General features: G+C 71.8%; 15 protein-coding genes. 13 read left to right on the plus strand and 2 right to left on the minus strand.

Going from position 1 to position 21,153, the window contains the following annotated elements; all coding sequences use genetic code 11:
- The first annotated feature begins 172 nt into the window (after window positions 1-172).
- Window positions 173-5,419, plus strand: a complete 5,247-nt coding sequence (locus QSJ60_RS07810; protein WP_285463208.1) for an IPT/TIG domain-containing protein — start codon at window positions 173-175, stop codon at window positions 5,417-5,419.
- Window positions 5,420-5,509: 90 nt separating this feature from the next.
- Here the strand turns inward: QSJ60_RS07810 and QSJ60_RS07815 are convergent, their stop codons facing one another.
- Window positions 5,510-5,881: a TraR/DksA family transcriptional regulator gene (locus QSJ60_RS07815; protein WP_189084397.1), complete on the minus strand. Its 372-nt coding sequence runs from the start codon at window positions 5,879-5,881 to the stop codon at window positions 5,510-5,512.
- Between the two features lie 110 nt (window positions 5,882-5,991).
- Here QSJ60_RS07815 and QSJ60_RS07820 point away from each other — a divergent pair, with 110 nt between their 5' ends.
- Both QSJ60_RS07820 and recR read left to right on the plus strand, forming a co-directional pair.
- Entirely contained in the window at window positions 5,992-8,397 is a 2,406-nt protein-coding gene (locus tag QSJ60_RS07820) for a DNA polymerase III subunit gamma and tau (protein WP_285463209.1), read from the plus strand.
- A 3-nt stretch (window positions 8,398-8,400) separates the two neighbouring features.
- Complete coding sequence (gene recR / locus QSJ60_RS07825) at window positions 8,401-8,997, plus strand: recombination mediator RecR (RefSeq protein WP_230767555.1); 597 nt, start codon at window positions 8,401-8,403, stop codon at window positions 8,995-8,997.
- Window positions 8,998-9,031: 34 nt separating this feature from the next.
- Here the strand turns inward: recR and QSJ60_RS07830 are convergent, their stop codons facing one another.
- Window positions 9,032-9,538 carry a hypothetical protein gene (locus QSJ60_RS07830; RefSeq protein ID WP_285463210.1) on the minus strand — a complete coding sequence of 169 codons (507 nt, stop codon included), beginning with the start codon at window positions 9,536-9,538 and terminating at the stop codon, window positions 9,032-9,034.
- A 129-nt stretch (window positions 9,539-9,667) separates the two neighbouring features.
- On the opposite strand from QSJ60_RS07830, the gene QSJ60_RS07835 reads away from it, so the two are divergent.
- From QSJ60_RS07835 to QSJ60_RS07880, 10 genes are all read left to right on the plus strand, one after another.
- Window positions 9,668-10,060, plus strand: a complete 393-nt coding sequence (locus tag QSJ60_RS07835) for a nuclear transport factor 2 family protein (RefSeq protein WP_285463211.1) — start codon at window positions 9,668-9,670, stop codon at window positions 10,058-10,060.
- Between the two features lie 139 nt (window positions 10,061-10,199).
- Window positions 10,200-11,474, plus strand: a complete 1,275-nt coding sequence (locus tag QSJ60_RS07840) for an aspartate kinase (RefSeq protein WP_230767561.1) — start codon at window positions 10,200-10,202, stop codon at window positions 11,472-11,474.
- Window positions 11,475-11,640: 166 nt separating this feature from the next.
- Window positions 11,641-12,696, plus strand: a complete 1,056-nt coding sequence (locus QSJ60_RS07845) for an aspartate-semialdehyde dehydrogenase (protein WP_285463212.1) — start codon at window positions 11,641-11,643, stop codon at window positions 12,694-12,696.
- 199 nt (window positions 12,697-12,895) lie between these two features.
- Window positions 12,896-14,161 carry an ABC transporter substrate-binding protein gene (locus tag QSJ60_RS07850; protein WP_285463213.1) on the plus strand — a complete coding sequence of 422 codons (1,266 nt, stop codon included), beginning with the start codon at window positions 12,896-12,898 and terminating at the stop codon, window positions 14,159-14,161.
- A 1-nt stretch (window position 14,162) separates the two neighbouring features.
- Window positions 14,163-15,131, plus strand: coding sequence for a carbohydrate ABC transporter permease (locus QSJ60_RS07855; RefSeq protein ID WP_285463214.1), 969 nt, complete (start codon window positions 14,163-14,165; stop codon window positions 15,129-15,131).
- Window positions 15,128-16,069, plus strand: a complete 942-nt coding sequence (locus QSJ60_RS07860) for a carbohydrate ABC transporter permease (RefSeq protein ID WP_230767575.1) — start codon at window positions 15,128-15,130, stop codon at window positions 16,067-16,069. Before QSJ60_RS07855 ends, QSJ60_RS07860 begins: the two co-directional genes overlap by 4 nt.
- A complete protein-coding gene (locus QSJ60_RS07865; RefSeq protein WP_285463215.1) occupies window positions 16,066-17,799 on the plus strand; it encodes an amylo-alpha-1,6-glucosidase in 1,734 nt (577 codons plus the stop codon). Before QSJ60_RS07860 ends, QSJ60_RS07865 begins: the two co-directional genes overlap by 4 nt.
- Window positions 17,800-17,969: 170 nt before the next feature.
- Window positions 17,970-19,283 (plus strand): ABC transporter substrate-binding protein, encoded by a 1,314-nt coding sequence (locus QSJ60_RS07870; RefSeq protein WP_285463216.1) that lies wholly within the window; start codon window positions 17,970-17,972, stop codon window positions 19,281-19,283.
- 2 nt (window positions 19,284-19,285) lie between these two features.
- Window positions 19,286-20,242 (plus strand): carbohydrate ABC transporter permease, encoded by a 957-nt coding sequence (locus QSJ60_RS07875; RefSeq protein ID WP_285463217.1) that lies wholly within the window; start codon window positions 19,286-19,288, stop codon window positions 20,240-20,242.
- Window positions 20,239-21,141 (plus strand): carbohydrate ABC transporter permease, encoded by a 903-nt coding sequence (locus QSJ60_RS07880; protein ID WP_230767580.1) that lies wholly within the window; start codon window positions 20,239-20,241, stop codon window positions 21,139-21,141. Before QSJ60_RS07875 ends, QSJ60_RS07880 begins: the two co-directional genes overlap by 4 nt.
- Window positions 21,142-21,153: the final 12 nt, after the last annotated feature.

A 21,153-nucleotide genomic window follows, 5' to 3' on the forward strand; every position in this document is an offset into this window, starting at 1 on the left:
CAGCGTGTGCGCCATCGACCGCAGCGATCGACACGCTGCGTCGGAAGGCGACGAAGCCGAGGGGAACGGCTTCGCCCACGGGGGAGGGAAAATGTCGCGTCCGCGTACACGTATGTCCGGGTTCGGGATGGTTCGGCGGGGGGTTGTCTCGTCGGGTTCTGGGCGGGCGGGGGTGGTGCGCGGGCTTGCCGCGGGCACCGTGGCCCTGCTCGTGGTCGGGGGTGGTGGGGCGCTGAGTGCGCAGGCCGCCCCTGGGGATCCGTCCCAGGCGTTGGGGCAGTTCCTGGGGGCGGATCTGCTGCAACTGCAGGCCGCGGACCTGGCCTACGCCTACGCCTCGGATCCGGGCGGTCCGCCCAGTGAGGCCGACCCGTTCGATCTCGCGGTGCTGCAGGCACTGGGCCTGCAAGTCGACCTGATCGGGAACGGGCTGGTGCAGGTGCCGCTGCTGACCGACGGGACCGGGCCGGGTTTGTTGAACCTCGGCGAGATCGGCGTGATCAACAGTTACGCCGGCACCGCGTCCACGACGGACTCGGTCGCCGCGTCCGGCGCGGTCGCCGATGACGGCACGATCTCGGTGTCCGAGGACGCCGACCCGGCCGATTTCGGCAACACGACGGTGAACCTCACCGATCTGCTCGACCAGCTCGGCGTCGCCGCCGTCACCGACGAGCTCATCGACGAGGCCTCCCTGGAAGTCGGGGCCCTCGCCACCCGCGCCGCGAAGAACGGCGGCACCGGGATCACCAGCGACTACCGCGTCACCGACCTGAAGCTGAACCTCTCCAGCCCCGCGGTCGCGGGCCTCGCGACCCAGGTCCGGGGGACCCTGAACAAGGCGGCCACCGAGCTCACCAGCGTCGTCGAAGCCCTCGCGGGGCCGGGCGGCGCCGTGCAGGGCGTGGTCGACGCGATCGCCGACATCCAACTCCTCGGCGTCGCGAACGTCAGCCTCGGCGACGCGACCATCGCCGTGACGCCGCCGAACCTGAGCCAGCTCGTGGACCAGCTCCTCGGCGGACCCAACGCGATCCTCTACAGCGACGACGGCGCCATCAGCGTGAACCTCACCGACGGCACCGTCTCGGTCGACCTCGCCGAACTCGTCAACCCCGGCGGACCCAACCTCAACGGGCTCCCCGCCAACACTTCAGTGCTCACGCCCGAGGTCATCGGGATGATCACCGACGGCGTGAACCAAGCCCTCGGCAAACTCGTCGGCCACCTCACCGGCGGCCTCGACGCCCTCCTCGAATCGACCCAGATCTCGCTCAACGTCGGCCTCAGCGTCGTCGCCCTCCCCGCCCTCGGCGGACTCCAACTCGTCAACGCCCCCATCATCATCAACGGCACCCTCACGCAATTCCTCAACGGCACCGCCACCACCGACCTGTCCCAGCTGCAGCTGCTGCCGGGCGTGCCCACGTGCCTCGGCGTCGAGGTCGGCGGGATCTGCACGGGCGTCGACATCAACACGCTGCTCGCCTCGGTGCTCACGACCGTGACGAACACGATCGTGCCGACCATCCTCGCCGGCGTGGTCGCCCCGATCCAGACGCTGCTCACCAGCACGAGCGGCGAGATCACGACGGCACTCAACGGGGTCGTCGACGCGGTGCTCACGCTGCTCGAGCCCGCGCTCGACGGGTTGCTCGCCAACATCGCGGTCATCCGCATCAACGAGCAACCCACCGAAGCCCCGCTGAACGAATCAGGCGGCGACCTCGGGCCGGGCTCCTTCACCGTGCGCGCGCTCAGCGTCACCCTGCTGCCCAACGTCGCGAACACGGATCTGGCCAAGCTCGACCTCGCCTCCTCGACCGTGCTCGCCGCGGCGCTGCCGCCGGTCATCACGACCCTCTCGCCGAACCAGGGGCCCGAGGGCGGCGGCACGCTCGTGACGATCACGGGCACCGACCTCGCCGACGCCAGCCAGGTCACCGTGGACGGTGGGTCGGTGCCGTTCACCCAGGTGAGCGGCACCCAGGTGACGTTCACCACCGCGGCGCACGCGCCCGGTCCGGTGAACGTGACGGTGACGACGCCGGGCGGCACGAGCAATGCGCTGCCGTTCACGTTCATCCCGGCACCGGAGATCACCTCCCTCGCACCCGATTCCGGTCCCACGGCCGGCGGCACGCCCGTGACGATCACGGGCACCGACCTCGGGGGCGCCACCGACGTGTCGGTGGACGGAGCATCCGTCGCCTTCAGCCAGGTGAGCGGCACCGAGGTGACGTTCACGACCGCGCCGCACGCGGCCGGGCCGGTGGACGTGACGATCACGACCCCGGGCGGCACGAGCGCTCCGATGACGTTCACCTACGTCCCGGCGCCGACGATCACCTCGCTCGCGCCGAACCAGGGTCCGACCGCCGGCGGCACGCCCGTGACGATCACGGGAACCGACCTCGGGGATGCCAGCGCGGTGTCGGTGGACGGGGCCTCCGTCGCCTTCACCCAGGTGAGTGGCACGCAGGTGACGTTCACGACCGCGCCGCACGCGGCCGGGCCGGTGGACGTGACGATCACGACCCCGGGCGGCACGAGCGCTCCGATGACGTTCACCTACGTCCCGGCGCCGGTGATCACGACGCTGACCCCGGACGAGGGGCCGGCTTCGGGTGGGACGCCGGTCACGATCGACGGCACGGACCTCGCCGGAGCGACCGCGGTCACGGTCGACGGCGCCTCGGTGCCCTTCACGCAGGTGAGCGGCACGCAGTTGAGCTTCACGACGCCGCCGCACGCGGCCGGCCCGGTCGACGTGACCGTCACCACCGCGGGCGGGACCAGCGGCCCGCTCACTTTCACCTACCTGCCCGCGCCGCTCCTCACTGAGCTGGACCCGGATGCCGGGCCGACCGCGGGCGGCACACCCGTGACGATCACCGGCAGTTTCCTCGGGGATGCCAGTGAAGTCACGGTCGACGGCGTCTCGGTGGCATTCACCGGGGTCACGTCGAGCGAGATCACGATCGTGACCCCGCCGCACGCCGCCGGTCCGGTCGAGGTCGTCGTGACGACGCCGATGGGCGTCAGCAACCCGCTCACCTTCACCTACTACGACGTGCCCGTGATCGCCTCGCTCACGCCCTCCGCCGGGCCGACGTCGGGGCTCACGCTCGTCACGGTCGACGGCACGAACCTCGCCGGTGCGACGGGGCTCACGGTGGACGGGGCCTCGGTGCCGTTCACCCAGGTGAGCGGCACGCAGCTCACCTTCCTCACCCCGGCGCACGCCGCGGGCCAGGTCGACGTGATCGTGACGACACCGGGCGGCGCGAGCAACGCGATGCCATACACCTACGTGCCGGCGCCGGTGCTCACCGCGCTCGACCCCGACGAGGGGCCGACGGCGGGCGGCACGGTGGTGACGATCACGGGCACGGACCTCGCGGACACGACGGAGGTGACGGTCGACGGCGCATCGCTGCCCTTCACGCAGGTGAGCGGCACCGAGGTGAGCTTCACGACCGATCCGCACGCGGCCGGAGCTGTGAACGTCGTCGTCACCACCACCGGCGGGCCGAGCAACGCGCTGCCCTTCACCTTTGTCCCGGCGCCGGTGATCACCTCGCTGGCTCCGGACGAGGGGCCGACGGCGGGCGGCACGCTCGTGACGATCACGGGCACCGACCTCGCCGGCGCCACCGAGGTGTCGGTCGACGGCGCCTCGGTGGCCTTCAGCCAGCTGAGCGGCACGCAGGTGACGTTCACCACGGCGGCGCACGCCGCCGGCCCGGTGGACGTGACCGTCACGACCGCGGGCGGCGAGAGCGCGCCGATGACGTTCACCTTCGTCCCGGCGCCGGTGATCACCTCGCTGGCTCCGGACGAGGGGCCGACGGCGGGCGGCACGCTCGTGACGATCACGGGCACCGACCTCGCCGGCGCCACCGAAGTGTCGGTCGACGGGGCATCCGTCGCCTTCACTCAGGTGAGTGGCACCGAGGTGACGTTCACGACCGCGGCGCACGCCGCGGGTCCGGTGGACGTGACGATCACGACCGCGGGCGGCGAGAGCGCGCCGATGACGTTCACCTTCGTCCCGGCGCCGGTGATCGCCTCGCTCGCGCCCGACCACGGCCCGACGACCGGCGGCACGCCCGTGACCATCACGGGCACCGACCTGGCTGGCGCGACGGAGGTCGCCGTCGACGGGGTATCCGTCGCCTTCACCCAGGTGAGCGGCACCGAGGTGACCTTCACCACGGCGGCGCACGCGGCCGGCCCCGCCGACGTCACGATCACGACGGCCGGGGGTGAGAGCGAGCCGATGACGTTCACCTTCATCCCGCCGCTCGGGCTCGCTTCGCTCAGCCCCGACCACGGGCCGGAGACCGGCGGGACCACGGTGACGATCTCGGGCGCAGGCCTCGACTCCACGACCGGGGTCACGGTCGACGGGGAATCGGTGCCGTTCACGATCGAGGACGACGGCACGGTGACGTTCGTCACCCCGCCGCACGCCCCCGGCCTGGTGGAGGTCGAGGTGACCAACCCGCTCGGCTCCGAGTCGCTGCCGTTCACGTACAACCCGGTCACGACGGTCGACGAGGTCGATCCGCCGAGCGGGCCGGAGGCCGGCGGCACCGAGGTGACGATCACCGGCTCCTGCTTCACCGGTGCGACGGACGTGCAGTTCGGCGGGACCTCGGCCACGAGCTTCACCGTGGTGAGCGACACCGAGATCACGGCCGTGGTGCCCGCCGGCACCGGCGTCGTCGACGTGACCGTTCTCGGCATCGGGGACTGCGGCACCGGCACCCTGCCCGACGGCTACAGCTACCTGCCGCCGGTGAACGCCCTCGCGCTCATGCCGGACCGCGGCCCGGCGAGCGGCGGCACGGCCGTGCAGGTGACGGGCACCGGGCTCGGCGGCGCGACGGAGCTGCTGCTCGACGGCGAGTCGGTGCCGTTCACCCAGGTGAGCGACAGCCGGGTCGACTTCGTGACCCCGCCGCACGCGGTCGGTCCCGTCGAGGTGACCGTCACCGCGGCCGGGGGCACGAGCGAGCCGCTGACGTACACCTACACGCCGGCGGGCATCGACACGGTGACGCCGCCGAGCGGTCCGTCGACCGGCGGCACCGAGGTGACGATCAGCGGGCAGTGCTTCACCGGCGCGACCGCCGTGAAGTTCGGCTCCAAGAACGCGAGCTCGTTCCGGGTGGTCGACGATCGCACGATCCTCGCCGTCGCCCCGGCCGGGACCGGCGTCGTCGACGTCACCGTGGTCGGCAGCGCCGACTGCGGCACGGCGACGCTCGCGAAGGCGTACACGTACCGATCGGGTGCGATGGCCTCCACCGGGTTCGACGCCGCCCCCGCGGTGCTCGGCGGGGTGGCGGCGCTGATCGCCGGATTCGGTGCGCTCCTGATGGCGCTCCGAGGCAAGCGGCGCCGCGCCTAAGAGGAGCGGGAGCGGGGGTCGGTGCCGCGGCGCCGGCCCCCGCTCTCCTGCGCTGCGGGCCAGGGCCAGGGGCGGTCGCGCGGTCGGCCGTCAGCCGGCGAGGCGGGCGCAGTCGATGCAGAGCGTCGCCGTGGGGCGCGCCTCGAGGCGCGCGACCGAGATCGGCTTGCCGCAGTTCGTGCACACCCCGTAGCTGCCGTCGGCCAGCCGGGCGAGCGCGCGATCGACCTCGGCGAGCTCGAGCTCGGCGTCGGCCAGGACCGCCGTGCGCTGCGACCACTCCTGCGTCATGGTCGGGCCCTCCGGGTCGTGCTCGTCGTCGGCCGAGGCATCCGACCGGGCGCTGCGCACCTCGGCGATGCCCTCCCGATGCTCCGCGAGGCGTGCTTCGGCCTCGGCGCGTTCGGCCCGGAGCGCCTCCTCGAACTTCGCCATCCGGGAGTCGCTGAAGTGCCTGGTCATCGTCGCCCCTCTCCGCCGGTCCGGCGATGGCATCCGGCGTCCTGGCATGGTACGCCCGCCGGATGCCTCGATGCGGGAGGCGTGTCGGCGGGGGTGGCTACGATTGTGTGGTGGTCACCGCCCTCTATCGCCGCTACCGGCCCGAGACCTTCGCCGAGATGATCGGCCAATCGCAGGTCACCGAGCCGTTGATGACGGCGCTGCGCACCGACCGGGTGAACCACGCCTATCTGTTCAGCGGCCCGCGCGGCTGCGGCAAGACGACGTCGGCCCGAATCCTCGCCCGCTGCCTGAACTGCGCCGAAGGCCCGACCGACTCACCGTGCGGGGTCTGCCCGAGCTGCGTCGAGCTCGCCCGCGGCGGCGGCGGCTCGCTCGACGTCGTCGAGATCGACGCGGCCAGCCACGGCGGCGTCGACGACGCCCGCGACCTCCGCGAACGCGCCATCTTCGCCCCGGCGCGCGACCGCTTCAAGATCTTCATCATCGACGAGGCGCACATGGTGACCTCCGGCGGCTTCAACGCGCTGCTGAAGATTGTCGAAGAGCCGCCCGAGCACGTGAAGTTCGTCTTCGCGACGACCGAGCCCGAGAAGGTGCTCGGCACCATCCGCTCGCGGACGCACCATTACCCGTTCCGCCTCGTGCCGCCCGCGCCCATGCTCGAGTACGTGCAGCAGCTCTGCGCCGAAGAGGGCATCCAGGTCGAGCCCGGCGTGCTCGCCCTCGTCGTGCGGGCCGGCGGCGGTTCTCCGCGCGACACTCTCTCGCTCCTCGACCAGCTCATCGCCGGGTCCGAGGGCTCCACCATCGACTACGAGCGCGCCGTCGCGCTGCTCGGCTACACGCACGGCGCGCTGCTCGACGAGGTCATCGACGCGATCGGCGCCCGCGACTCCGCGGGCGCGTTCGCCGCGGCCGACCGGGTCGTTCAGACCGGGCAGGACCCGCGGCGCTTCGTCGAAGACCTGCTCGAACGCCTGCGCGATCTCATCGTGGTCGCGGCGTCGTCGCCCGAGGCCGCCGCCGCGGTGCTCCGCGGGGTGCCCGACGACGAGCTCGCGCGCATGGCGGTGCAGGCCCGTGCCTTCGGCCCGGCCGAACTCTCGCGCGTCGCCGACCTCGTCAACCAGACGCTCACCGAGATGACCGGGGCCACCTCGCCCAGGCTGCACCTCGAACTCATGCTCGCCCGGGTGCTCGTGCCGCCGGCGGCGAGCGGCGCCGCGCCTGCCGCGCCCGCGCCCACCGCGCCGGCTGCCGCAGTTCGGCAGGCCGCCGCTCCTGCCGCCCCGACTCCGGCCACTCCTGCTCCTGCTCCCGAAGCTGCTGCCGCTCCCGCTGCAGAGCCGAAGCCCGAACCGGTTGCGGAGTCCGTTCCGCCCGCACGCTCCTCGCCCGCGCCGGCGAACTCCGAGCCGCCGGCCGCGGCCGAACGCCCTGCCGCTGTGCAGGCCGCGGCACCCGTGGCGTCGGCACCGGCACCGAAGCCGAGCGGCCCGATCTCGCTGCCGCAGTTCCGCGACGCCTGGCCCGAGGTGCTGTCCGTGCTGCAGAGCCGCAAGCGCACCGCGTGGATGGTCGCGTTCACCGCGAAGGTGCGCGACTACCGCGACGGCGACGTGCTCGTGCTTTCGTTCCCGAGCGTGCAAGACGTCGAGGGCTTCCGCGGCGGCCCGCCCGGGCAGAGCGTCGCCGAGCTGCTGCGCGAGGCCATCGAGCACGTGCTCGGCGTCCGCGTGAAGTACATCGCGAAGCCCGAGGCCGCGTTCGCGGGCGAACCGGCGCCCGCCGAGCCCGCGCCCGCGGCGGCTCCGGCGGCAGGCGGGCGGCCCGACCCGGCCGACGGCGCACGGCAGCCGGCCTCGTCCTCGCTGTCCGCGACGTCCACGACCGTCGCCGCACCTGCGCCGAAGTCGGCCGCACGCCCGGCATTCGGCGGCGACGTCGCCGCCGGCTCAGGCGCAGCGTCCGTCGGCACCGCGCCCCTCGACTCAGGCCCCGTCGACTCGTGGGCGACGGTGGCGATCCCGCGCGAAGAGCCCGCGGTCGTCGAGCCCGCACCGATCGGCGCCGTCGCCGCGTCGCTCCCGCCCGCGCCGGCGCGGCCGGCCGCAGCACCGGCGTCGACGCGCGACGACGAGCCCCCGGCCCCCGACGACGCCGACGCGCCGCCGGAAGACCACGAGCCGCCGTTCGACCCGGGTCCCGAGCCCGAGCTCGACGCGACCCCGGTGCGCGAGGCATCCGCACCGGACGAGGCGGCTCCGCAGCGCGCGGCGACCCAGTCGGCGGCCGCGTCGAGCGCACCCGCGCAGCGCGAAGCCGAAACGCCGCGCGCACCCGCCGCCCAGCGACCGCCCGCCGCGCAGCGCGGCGGCCGTGCCGGCGGCTCGTCCGGCGGCTTCCAGCGCTACGGCGAGGCCGTCGTCCGCGAGGTGCTCGGGGCGACCTTCCTCGAAGAGGTCGAGGCACCGCCGCCCCCTGGGCGCGGCGGCTACGGGGAGCGTGGCTAGCCCGTGTACGAAGGCATCGTCCAAGAACTGATCGACGAGCTCGGCCGTCTGCCCGGCATCGGGCCGAAGTCGGCGCAGCGCATCGCGTTCCACATCGTGCAGACCGAGCACTTCGACGTCACCCGGCTCGCCGAGGTGCTGCTCGAGGTGCGCGACAAGGTGCGCTTCTGCGACATCTGCGGCAACGTGTCCGAGCAGGCCACCTGCTCGATCTGCCGCGATCCGCGGCGCGACCCCAGCCTGATCTGCGTCGTCGAAGAGGCCAAGGACGTCGTCGCGATCGAGCGCACCCGGGAGTTCCGCGGGCTGTACCACGTGCTCGGCGGCGCGATCAGCCCGATCGACGGCATCGGCCCAGATGAGCTGCGCATCCGGCAGCTCATGCAGCGCCTCGCCGACGGCACCGTGCGCGAGGTCATCATTGCGACCGACCCGAACCTCGAGGGCGAGGCGACCGCGACCTACCTCAGCCGCCTGCTCACGACCCTCGAGATCCGGGTCACCCGGCTCGCCTCCGGGCTCCCCGTCGGCGGCGACTTGGAGTACGCCGACGAGGTCACCCTCGGTCGTGCCTTCGAGGGCCGCCGCGTCGTCGGCTGAGCCGAGAGGCCGAGCGCAGTGCCGCGCGGAGCGATCAGCGCAGCACCTCGACGAGCACGACCCAGGCATGCACGATCGACGCGGCGATCGCGAGCAGCGTGCCCGCCGCGAGCAGCCACAGGCCCGCGCCCCCGCCGGCTTCGCCCGCGATCACGAGGAGGAGCGCCCCCGCCAGGTAGGCGAGGAGCGGCAGCACTCCCGCGATCGACTTCCCGAATCGGACGCCGAATGTCGGGCTCTGCGCGCGATCCGCGAAGACGCTCCGCACGGCGTGCACCTGGAACGCGGTCGCCGCGAGCGCGGCCAGCAGCACCTCGACCCCGAAGAGCCGGGCGGGCTGCGTCGGGGCGATCGCGAGTCCCGTGGTGACGATCGCCAGCACGAGCGTCGCGAGGCTGCCGGCGATGCGCGCGGTGAGTGAGGACTCGCCGGTGATCCGGGCGATGTTCACCGACATCGCCACGATGAGCAGGCCGGCGAGCGCCGCGGTCGCCCCGACCATCGCGACATTGAACTCGGTCCACTCGCGCAGCTCCGGCATGGGGCGATGCTAGCGCCGCGCGCGTCCGCGCGACAGGGTGCGACGAGCGGTTGACGCGGGCGGGCGGCGGGCGTAGGAAGGGCGCGAACGCCGCGCGGGCCTGCCGCCCGCCGCGAGGGAGGAACGACGATGAGCGGTCAGGCGGATGCGCGGCGAGTCGCGCCGAGCGAGCGGCTGGCGGACTGGATGGCGGGGTACCTGCGCGCCTGGCGGGGAAACGACGCGGCCGAGATCGGCAGCTTGTTCAGCGACGACGCGGTGTACCTGACGGCGCCCGATGCGGAACCGAGGCGCGGCCGCGAGGCGATCGTCGCGGGCTGGCTCGAGGACGCCGACGCGCCGGGGGAGTGGTCGTTCGACTGGTGGGTGGTGCACGAAGGGCCGGACATCGCGTTCGTGCAGGGCCGCACCGAGTACCCCGCGGAGCGCGACTACCTGAACCTCTGGGTCATCCGCTTCGCCGACGACGGACGGGCCGCGGAGTTCACCGAGTGGTACCTGGCCCGCCCGCACGAAGCCTGACGCAGCCACGAACACCCACGTGGGCCCGCCGTCCGGCGGCGATGTCACATGGCGATCGGGGAATGCCGCCAGCCGTATGATGAAGACTTCCGACGACGGGCCCGTCGGCCCGCGCGCGCCCAGAACCCCGGGAGGCCACGTGAGCTTGATCGTGCAGAAGTTCGGCGGGTCGTCCGTCGCCGACGCCGAGAGCATCAAGCGGGTCGCAAAGCGCATCGTGGAGACGCGCAAGGCGGGCAACGACGTGGTCGTCGCCGTCTCCGCCATGGGCGACAGCACCGACGAGCTGCTCGACCTCGCGAACGAGGTCACGCCGATCCAGGCCCCCCGCGAGCTCGACATGCTCCTCTCGGCGGGCGAGCGCATCTCGATGGCCCTCCTCGCGATGGCCATCAAGAGCATGGGCCACGACGCGCGCAGCTTCACCGGCAGCCAGGCCGGCATGATCACGGATGCCACGCACGGCGCCGCCCGCATCGTCGACGTCACCCCCGTGCGCCTGCGCGAAGCGCTCGACGACGGCGCGATCGTCATCGTCGCCGGCTTCCAGGGCTTCAGCCGCGAGTCGCGCGACATCACCACGCTCGGCCGCGGCGGCAGCGACACCACCGCGGTCGCCCTCGCGGCCGCGCTCGAGGCGGACGTCTGCGAGATCTACACCGACGTCGACGGCGTCTTCACCGCCGACCCGCGCGTCGTGAAGCGCGCGCACAAGCTCGGCCGAGTCACGAGCGAGGAGATGCTCGAACTCGCCGCCTCCGGCGCCAAGGTGCTGCACATCCGCGCCGTCGAGTACGCGCGCCGCCACGGCGTGACCCTGCACGTGCGCTCGTCGTTCAACAACACCGAGGGGACCGTCGTCTACGACCCCTCGCGCGCCCCCGAAGGAGCCGAAGTGGAAGAATCCGTCATCGCCGGCGTCGCCGTCGACCTCTCCGAGGCCAAGATCACGGTCGTCGGGGTTCCCGACAAGCCGGGCGTCGCCGCCAAGATCTTCAAGATCGTCGCCGCCACGAACGCGAACGTCGACGTCATCGTGCAGAACGTCTCGGCCGCCGCGACCGGCAAGACCGACATCTCCTTCACGCTGCCGAAGGCCGACGGCGAGAAGGCGCTCACCGCGCTCGCCGGTGCGCAGGAGGCCATCGGCTTCGGCTCGCTGCAGTACGACGACCAGATCGGCAAGCTCTCGATCGTCGGCAACGCGATGCGCAACGCCTCCGGCGTCTCGGCGAAGCTCTTCGAGGCCCTCTACGAGGCCGGCATCAACATCGAGATGATCTCCACCTCCGAGATCCGCATCTCCGTCGTCACCCGCGCCGACAGCGTCAATCAGGCCGCCGTCGCCGTGCACACGGCGTTCGGCCTCGACGCCGACGAGGACGCCGTCGTGCACGCGGGCACCGGTCGCTGATCCCGGCGAACGGCCCGGATGCCGCGGCGCAGCGCCGGGGCATCCAGCCGAAGCATCCGGCCGGAATGCGTGACGTTCCTGCCAATCCCGCCGGTGATCGCGGATTTCCGGCCGGCACCCGCCCCGCGTCGGGCACACTTGAAGAGCTACGAATACGAGGGACAACATGAGCAACGGTGTGAACATCGGCGTCGTCGGCGCCACCGGTCAGGTCGGCGCGGTCGTGCGCCGCCTGCTCGAGGAGCGGGACTTCCCGGTCGCGAGCATCCGCTTCTTCGCCTCCGCGCGCTCGGCGGGCACGACCCTGCCGTTCAAGGGCGAGCAGATCGTCGTCGAGGACGCCTCCACGGCCGACCCGACGGGGCTCGACCTCGCGATCTTCTCCGCCGGGGCGACGCTCTCGAAGGCCCAGGCGCCGCGCTTCGCCGCGGCCGGCGTCACCGTGATCGACAACTCGAGCGGCTGGCGCATGGACCCCGACGTGCCGCTCGTCGTGAGCGAGGTGAACCCGCACGCCATCGATGAGGCGCGCAAGGGCATCATCGCGAACCCGAACTGCACGACGATGGCCGCGATGCCCGTGCTGAAGGTGCTGCACGAGGAGGCCGGCCTCGAGCGGCTCATGATCTCGACCTACCAGGCGGTCTCGGGCGCCGGGCTCGCCGGCGGCGAGGAGTTGCTCGAGCAGGCCCGCGCGGTCGTCGCGCAGGACGCCATCTCGCTCGTGCACTCTGGCGACGCGGTGTCGTTCCCCGAGCCCGCGAAGTTCCCCCGGCCGATCGCCTTCGATGTGATCCCCCTCGCCGGCTCGATCGTCGACGACGGCGACAACGAGACCGACGAGGAGAAGAAGCTGCGCAACGAGAGCCGCAAGATCCTCGAGCTGCCGGGCCTCCGCGTCGCGGGCACCTGCGTGCGCGTGCCGGTGTTCACCGGGCACTCGCTCTCGATCCACGCGGAGTTCGCGAACGAGCTTACGCCGGAGCGGGCGACCGAGCTGCTCGCCGCCGCGCCCGGCGTCGAGCTCAGCGATGTGCCGACGCCGCTCCAGGCCGCCGGCAGCGACCCGAGCTACGTCGGCCGGATCCGCGCCGACCAGTCGGCGCCCGAGGGCAAGGGGCTCGTGCTCTTCGTCTCGAACGACAACCTGCGCAAGGGCGCGGCGCTGAACGCCGTGCAGATCGCCGAGCTCGTCGCCGCGAAGCTGCCCGCCGCCGTCTGAGCCGCGCTCTCCGAACGCCCCGTGGCCACTGGCCCGGGGCGTTCGTGTGTCCGGGGAACGACGACCCTTGACGCGGCTGAGTTTTGTATACAGAATACTGAGATAGCAGTTCCCCCGACCGGCGTACGTCGCCGGCTCCTCCTGCAATGACGAAAGAGGTAGCGGAATGGCCCGCGCGAACTCGAAGATGAGGCGGCTGTTGGCGATCGGCGCAGCGAGCGCCCTCGCCATCGGCCTGGCGGCGTGCAGCGGTGGGGGAGGTGCGAAAGACGCGAACACCGTCGTGTGGTCGACCTGGGGAACCGCCGAGGAGCTCACCCGGTACCAGGACTTCAACAAAGAGTTCATGAAGCGCCACCCCGACATCACGGTGAAGCTCCAGCCGGTCGCGAGCTACGAGGAGTACCACTCGAAGCTGCTCGCCCAGCTCGCGAGCAACACCGCCCCCGACGTCTTCTACGTCGGCGACGACAAGATGGGGCAGTTCGTCGACTCCGGGCGGCTCATGCCGCTCAAGGAGCTGATGGAGTCGAAGGACAGCCAGACGAAGCCCGACGACTTCTTCCCCGGCCTCTTCGGCGCGGCCGAGCAGGACGGCGAGTACTACGGCGCGCCGAACGACTCGAACCCCGACGTGCTCTGGTACGACAAGACGGCGCTCGCCGCGGCCGGCATCACCGAGGACCCGGCGACGCTCGCGGAGCAGGGCGAGTGGACGACCGAGAAGTACCTCGAGATGAACGCCAAGCTGAAGGACGCCGGGCTCACCGGCTCGATGTTCTGGAACTACTGGGCGACGCACTGGAGCTGGCTCTCCTCCCAGGGCCTGCCCGCGCCGTACGACGAGTCGGGCGCCTTCACCGCGAACAGCGACCCGGCGAGCGTCGCCGCCATCGGCGAGCTCGGCGCGCAGTTCCAGGACGGCACCTTCGTCGTCGCGGACACCCTCCCCGACGGCGCCGGCGCCGACAGCGTCTTCGTGACCCACAAGGCCGGCTTCTTCGTGCAGGGCCGCTACACGATCGGCACCGTGCAGACCGCGGGCGAGCCCGACGCGTACGACATCGTGCGCTGGCCGACCCCGGACGGCCAGGCCGCGCCGACCGGCGTCGCCGTGTCCTTCCTCGCGATCAACGGCAAGACGAAAGCGAAGGACGCCGCGTTCACCTTCTGGACCGAGTTCCTCTCGGCCGAGGGCCAGACGTTCCGCCTCGAAGGCGGCGGCAACGCCGTGCCCTCGATCAAGGGCGCCGACGACGTCGTGCTCGAGGACGGCTACCCGGCCCACGCGCAGACGTTCCTCGACATGCGCGACATCGGCTTCACCAACTACGCCGCCGAGGCGCGCGTGCCCGGCCTCTCGACGGGCATCAGCGAGGATTTCCTGAAGCTCTACCAGGGCAAGGCGGACGCGCAGCAGACGCTCGATGCGGCCGCGGCGCTCGTGGAGAAGTCGGGGAAGTAGCGTGAGCGATCTCGCCACCGGCGAGCGGATGCCGCAGGCAGTGCCTGCGGCATCCGCCCCGCCCGCGACACCGCGGAAGGAGTCGGCCTGGCGCCGACGCGACCGCCGCTGGGGCTATCTCTTCATCGGCCCGCAGCTTCTCGGCATGACCGTCTTCGTCGTGCTGCCCTTCGCTGCGAGCCTCGTGCTGGCCTTCGCCAGCTGGGACGGCCTCAGTGACCTCAGCTGGGTCGGCTTCGAGAACTTCACCGCCCAGTTCCAGGACGAACTGCTCTGGCGCTCGATCGTGAACACGCTGATCATCGCGGTCGTCACGGTGCCGATCGGTCTCGGCCTCGCGGTCGTCATCGCGGTCGCGCTCGAGCGCTTGAAGACCCGCACGCTCTACCTGGTGCTCTTCTTCGCCCCGGTCGTCACCTCGACGGTCGCGGTCGCGATGATCTGGCAGCAGATGTTCCGCTCGGACGGCGTGCTCTCCACGACGATCGCGAACGTCTTCGGCATCGACCCGCCGGACTGGCTGGGCGACCCGAAGCTCGCCCTCCTCGCCGTCTGCATCGTGACGATCTGGTCGTCGCTCGGCCTGAACGTCGTGATCTTCCTCGCCGGGCTGCAGAACATCTCGCCCTCGGTGATCGAGGCGGCCCGCATCGACGGTGCCGGCGCGTGGCGGCTCTTCCGCAGCATCCGGCTGCCGCTGCTCTCGCCGATCGTGTTCTTCTCGTCGGTCGTTGCGTTCATCTCCTCGCTGCAGACCTTCGACACGGTCTACGTGCTGGTCTCGAACGCCGGGCCCGACAACGCGACGCGCACGATCGTCTACCACATCTACGATCTCGGCTTCGGCAAGTTCCAGATCGGCCCGTCGAGCGCGGCGAGCGTGATCCTGCTCCTGCTGACCCTCGTCATCACGGCGATCCAGTTCGGGGCCCAGAAGAAGTTCGTGCACTACGAGGACGACGCCGCATGAGTCTCACGAACCCCAGCCTCGTCGACGGAACCCAACTGCCGCCGACCGACTCGACCATCGCGCTCAGCGCCCCCGGCTACCGGCCTCGCGCGCCGCGCACCGGCAAAGGCAAGCGGCGGCTGAGCCAGACGCTGCTGCACGCGCTGCTCGTCGTCGGCGGGCTCGCGATGGTGTTCCCGTTCCTGTGGATGCTGCTCACCTCGTTCAAGACGCTGCCGCAGCTGCTGAAGGAGCCGCTGTCGGTGCTGCCGCAGCCATGGACCTTCGACAACTACGCCGATGCGTGGAACGCGGTGCCGTTCGGCCAGGCATACCTGAACAGCCTCTACATCGCGGCGCTCGTGGTCGCGGGGACGCTGCTCACGGCGTCGATGGCGGGCTACGCCTTCGCCCGGATCCGCTTCCGCGGGGCGAAGGTGCTCTTCATCCTGTTCCTCGCGACGCAGATGATCCCGAAGCAGGTGACGCTGATCCCGTTCTACCTGCTCATGACGCAGCTCGGCTGGGTCGATTCGCACCTGGCACTGATCGTGCCGGGGCTGCTGGCGAACCCCTTCGCGGTGTTCCTCATGCGGCAGTTCGTGCTGTCGCTGCCGAAGGAGCTCGAGGAGGCCGCGATCGTCGACGGTGCGGGGCGATGGCGGATCTTCTGGAGCATCATCCTGCCGAACCTGAAGCCGGGGCTCGCGGCGCTCAGCATCATCGTGGCGCTCGACGTGTGGAACGCCTTCCTGTTCCCGCTCGTGCTGCTGAACACGCCCGACCTCTTCACGGTGCCGCTGCTGCTCTCGGCGTTCCAGGGGCAGTTCGGCTCCATCAATTACGGCCTCGTGATGGCGGCCAGCGCGATCTCGACGATTCCGATGCTGATCGTGTTCGTCATCGGGCAGCGCCGCATCCTGAACAGCATGGCCGCGTCGGGCCTGGGGGGACGATGAGCGGACGGCCGGATGCCGCGCGGCTCGCCGGCCTCGCGGGCGCGCACCTCGACCTCGCGCGGGCGCCGTTCACGCTGCCCCGCTCGCGGGTGCTCGTGTTCCGCGTCGACCGCGAGGCCGCGGCGGACGCTCTCGGCGAGGGCGGCGCGCCCGCGCCGGCGACCGCGCTCCGGGTGCACACCTCGGAGTACGAGCGCGGGCTCGACGAGTGTCGGGTGCTCGACGAGCTGCGGGTGCTGGATGCCTCGGGCGAGCCGCTCCCCGTCACCGGGGTGCTGCCGCACGCGATCGAGTTCGGCGGGGGAGCGGCGACGCTCGGCTTCGCGGGACCGACGGCGCTCACGGCCGGTGCGGCGGGCGATGCTCCGCTGTTTCTCGAGTGGCTGCGGCCCGACGGCGGGCGCGAGCGGCGCGGGCTCGAGGGCTCGGGCGACGCGGTCCGACTGTCAGTCGGCGCGGACCGCGGCGTGCTCGCCGAGGCATCCGCGACTCACGGCGCCGAGCTCGCCGAGAGCGAGGCGGTCTGGCTCGACTGGTTCGAGAAGTGCCCCGTCGTGCGCCCCGAGCTGCAGTCCATGGCGGCGTTCTGCTGGTGGGTGCTCGGCGCGAACGTCGTTGAGCTGCCCGGCCTCGGCGCGGCGCGCGGCGTCGTGCCGTCGAAGATCGGCTACGTCGGCGTCTGGCAGTGGGATGCGTACTTCATCGCGCTCGGCCTGCGGCACGGCGACCCGGCGCTCGCGCGCGAGCAGCTCGAGATCGCCTTCCGCTTCCCGGCCGCCGACGGGCAACTGCCCGACGTCGTGCACGAGGAGGGCGTGCTCGCCACGAGCGATGACCTGCCGCAGGCCGACCGCGACCGGCTGCGCCGCGCGGGCTCAGACATCGCCGACCCGGACGCGCCCGTGCCGCTCACGAAGCCGCCGCTCGCGGCCTGGGCCCTCGCGAAGGTGCTCGAGGCCGAGGACCGGCCGGAGTGGGCGCGCGAGCAGCTCGCGGTCATCCGCCGCTCGCAGGACTGGTGGTTCGCGGGCAGCGACCTCGACGGCGACGGGATGCCCGAGTACGGGCACCCCTACTCCTCGGGGCTCGACGACAGCCCGATCTTCGACGGGCCGCTGCCGACGACGGCGCCCGACCTCGGCGCGTACCTCGTGCTGCAGGACCTCGAGCTCGCCCGGCTCGCCGAGCGCTACGGCGCGGATGCCGCGGGCGATCCCGCCGCGCACCGCGACCGCGCCGCGGCCACGATGCGCCGGCTGCTCGAGCTCTGGGAGCCGGAATCCGGGCGGTTCACGGCGCGGGCCGCGGGGGAGCGGGTCGCGAGCGACGCGATCGTCGGCTTCATGCCGCTGCTCACGGGCGAGCTGCCCGCCCCCGTGCTCGCCGCGCTCGAGGCGGCGCTCGCCGACCCGGCGCGCTATGCGACGCCGTGGGCGGTGCCGACGGTGTCGGCCGCCGATCCGGACTTCTCTCCGGAGCGGATGTGGCGCGGGCCCGTCTGGGTGAACACGAACCGGCTCATCGTCGAAGGGCTGCAGCGCTCGGGGCGTCCGGAGCTCGCCCGCGAGCTCGCCGAGCGCACGGCGGCCCTCGTCGTGCACGGCGGCGGGCCGCACGAGTACTTCAACCCCGAGACCGGCCGGAAGGCCCGCACGGCGACCACCGCGTTCGGCTGGTCGGCCGCGCTCTTCCTCGACCTCGCGGTCGAGCTCTCGGCGCCCGCGACGTAGCGACCGGGCGGGCGCGGCGGAGGAGATTCGTGCCGGAGGAGGGTCGAACAGCCCGTGGAGGCCTCCGCCGTGGATCTCCTCCACGCGCGCATCGCTCGGAACCTCGAGCTCGGGGCCCATTGCACCCACCATTTGTATTCAATATGCAATTCACGAGACAAGGAAGTCACATGAAGCGAACCCGCATCCTCTCCGCCGCGACCGCGCTCGCCGGCGCCGCCCTGCTCGCCGGCTGTGCCATGGGCGGCGGTCAGCCCGCCGGGCCCGTCGCGCTCGACCCCGACGCGAAGCTCGGCGGGGAGATCACCGTCTGGTCGTGGGACGTCGCGGCGACCGCGCTCGAGCGGCTCGCGCCCGAGTTCGAGGCCGAGCACCCGGGCACGAAGATCACGGTGGTCGACGTCGGCTACGACAACGCCTACGACAAGCTCTCGGTGGGGCTGCAGGCCGGCAGCGGCCTGCCCGACGTCGTGACGATCGAGACCGACCGGGCGCCCGGCTACCTGAACGAGTTCCCGAACGGCCTCGTCGACCTCACCCCCGTGCTCGGCGATGACGAGGCCGACTTCGACCCGTTCAAGTGGGCAGCGCAGTCGGACGCCGACGGCGCCCTGAAGGTCGCGCCGTGGGACTCCGGCACGGTCGGTCTCTTCTACCGCAGCGACTACTTCGCCGAGGCGGGCATCGCCCCCGACTCGATCGAGACCTGGGACGAGCTCGTCGCGGCGGGCGAGCAGATCAAGGCGAAGACCGGGCACACGCTCATGTCGCTCGACGTCGCGACCGGCGGCGGCTTCCAGATGCTCCTGCAGCAGCAGGGGCAGGGGCTGTTCGACGAGAACGGGGACATCACGGTCAACTCGCCCGAGGCGGTCGAAGCCCTCACCCTGCTGCAGACGATCAACGAGAAGGGCCTGCTGAAGAACGTCACCGGCTGGGACGGCCGCGTCACGAGCGCGAAGGACGGCGACTCCGCGGTCACGCCCGAGGCGGTCTGGTGGATCGGCACGCTCCAGGGCGACGCCCCCGAGCTGAGCGGCACGTACGGGGTCACCGAGCTGCCCGCCTTCGAAGCCGGCGGCGTGCGCACCTCGAACAGCGGCGGCTCCGGCCTCGCCGTCCCCGCGCAGGCGAAGAACCCGGCGCTCGCCGCGGCGTTCATCGAGTTCGCCCTCGCCGACGCCGACACCCAGGCCTCGATGATGGAGCACGAGGGGCTGTTCCCCTCGTACCTGCCGGCCCTCCAGGCCGAGTACTTCGCCGCGCCGCAGGAGTACTTCGACGGCCAGCCGGTCTACGAGCTCTTCGCCGAGCAGACCGCGAACATCCCGCCGATCGTGTTCACCACCGACAACGCGAAGGCGAGCGACCTCGTCGCGAACGCCGTCGTCGCGGCCGTGCTGAACGGCGCCGATCCGAAGCAGGCGCTCGACGACGCGGCCCAGCAGATCGCCACCGCGACCGGTCGCGAGATCGCGGGCTAGCCGTGGCGACGCCGACCCTCACCGGCGGCGGGCGGCGCGGGGCGCCCGCCCGAGGCATCCGGGCCCCGCGTCCGGACGCCCAGGCGCGGCCGCGCGCGCTCGGCCGTCGCCTCGCGCGACCCGGGATGTGGTTCGCGCTGCCGGCCGCCGCACTGCTCGCGATCTTCTTCGCCTACCCGCTCGCGACCTCGCTCTGGCAGAGCTTCTTCACCACCTCCGGCGGCGTCTCGCGCTGGGTGGGGCTCGAGCAGTACGCCCGGCTCTTCGACGACCCGCTCGTCCTGAAGAGCCTCGCGAACGCCGGCCTCCTCCTCGTCGTGCAGGTGCCGCTCATGATCGCGCTCGCGGTCGGGCTCGCCTATCTCCTGAACCAGTCGTGGCTGCGCTTCCGCGCGGGGTTCCGGCTGCTGACCTTCCTTCCAGCGGTCACCACCCTCGTCGCCTATGCGGTCGTGTTCCGGGTGATGCTCGCGACCGACGGCGGGGCGATCAACCAGCTGATCGGGATCGTCGGCATCGCCCCCGTCGACTGGCTGCACAACGAGTGGTGGGCGAGGGTCGCGCTCATCGCGGCGATCACCTGGCGGTGGACGGGCTACAACATGGTGATCATCCTCGCCGGGCTCCAGGCCATCCCCGGCGAGCTGTACGAGGCCGCCCGCATCGACGGCGCCGGCCGCTGGCAGATCTTCACCCGCATCGTGATCCCGCAGCTGCGGCCGGTGCTGATCTTCACGACGGTGACGAGCACGATCGGCGCGCTGCAGCTCTTCGACGAGAACTGGATCCTCACCGAGGGCGGCCCGAACGACGCCACGCTCACGCCGGTGCTCTACCTCTACAAGGTCGGCTTCCGGCAGTTCGACTTCGGCTACGCCTCCGCGATCGCGTGGATGCTCGTCGTCATCACCGCGATCATCTCGATCGTGCAGTTCCGCATCATGAGGGAGAAGCCGTGACCGCGACCAGCGCGTTGACCGCCGTGAACCCCGCCGTCGGCGAGCGGGAGCCGCGGCCCGCGGGTGCGGGGCCGGCGCTGCGACGAGGCATCCTGCGCCTGCCCGTCTACCTGCTGCTCGCGGTCGCGAGCGTCGCCTCGATGCTGCCGTTCCTCTGGATGGTGATCGCGTCGACGCACTCGACGCCGGAGCTCTTCGGCACGCCGCTGCCGGTGCTCCCCGGCGACCAGCTCTGGGTGAACCTCGCGCGGCTCGAGGAGTCGGTGGGGTTCAGCCGGGTGATGCTGAACAGCTTCGGCATCGCGGTCGTGTACACGGTGTTCTCGGCGGCGGTGAGCGTGATGGCCGGCTACGGACTCGCTACCTACCGCTTCCGGGGCCGCGGGGTGCTGCTTGGCGTCGTGCTCGTGACGATGATGATCCCGATGCAGGTGCTGCTCGTGCCGCTCTTCCAGATGATGGCGAGCGCGGGGTGGATCGACAGCTATCAGGCCGTCATCCTGCCGTTCCTCGCGAACGCCTTCGGCATCTTCCTGATGCGGCAGGCGTTCCTGGACTTCCCGGTGACCCTCATCGAGGCGGCCCGGATCGACGGGGCGGGGGAGCTGCGCACCTTCTGGCGGATCGTGCTGCCCGTCGCCCGCCCGCAGCTCGCGGCGCTCGTGATCTACACCTTCATCAGTCAGTGGAACGCGTTCATCTGGCCGCTGCTGATGCTGAATACCGAGGAGAACTACACGGTGCCGGTGGCGCTCAACACGATGATCGGCATGTCCCGGGTGGACTACTCGGGGCTCATGCTCGGCTCGCTGCTCGCGACGCTTCCGTTGCTCGTGCTGTTCCTGGTGTTCCAGCGTCAGTTCGTCTCGGGGCTCCTCGGCGGGGCCGTGAAGGGGTGAGCCCTGCGGGGC

Source organism: Agromyces sp. NBRC 114283 (assembly GCF_030268405.1).
In the GTDB taxonomy this organism is placed as follows: domain Bacteria; phylum Actinomycetota; class Actinomycetes; order Actinomycetales; family Microbacteriaceae; genus Agromyces; species Agromyces mediolanus.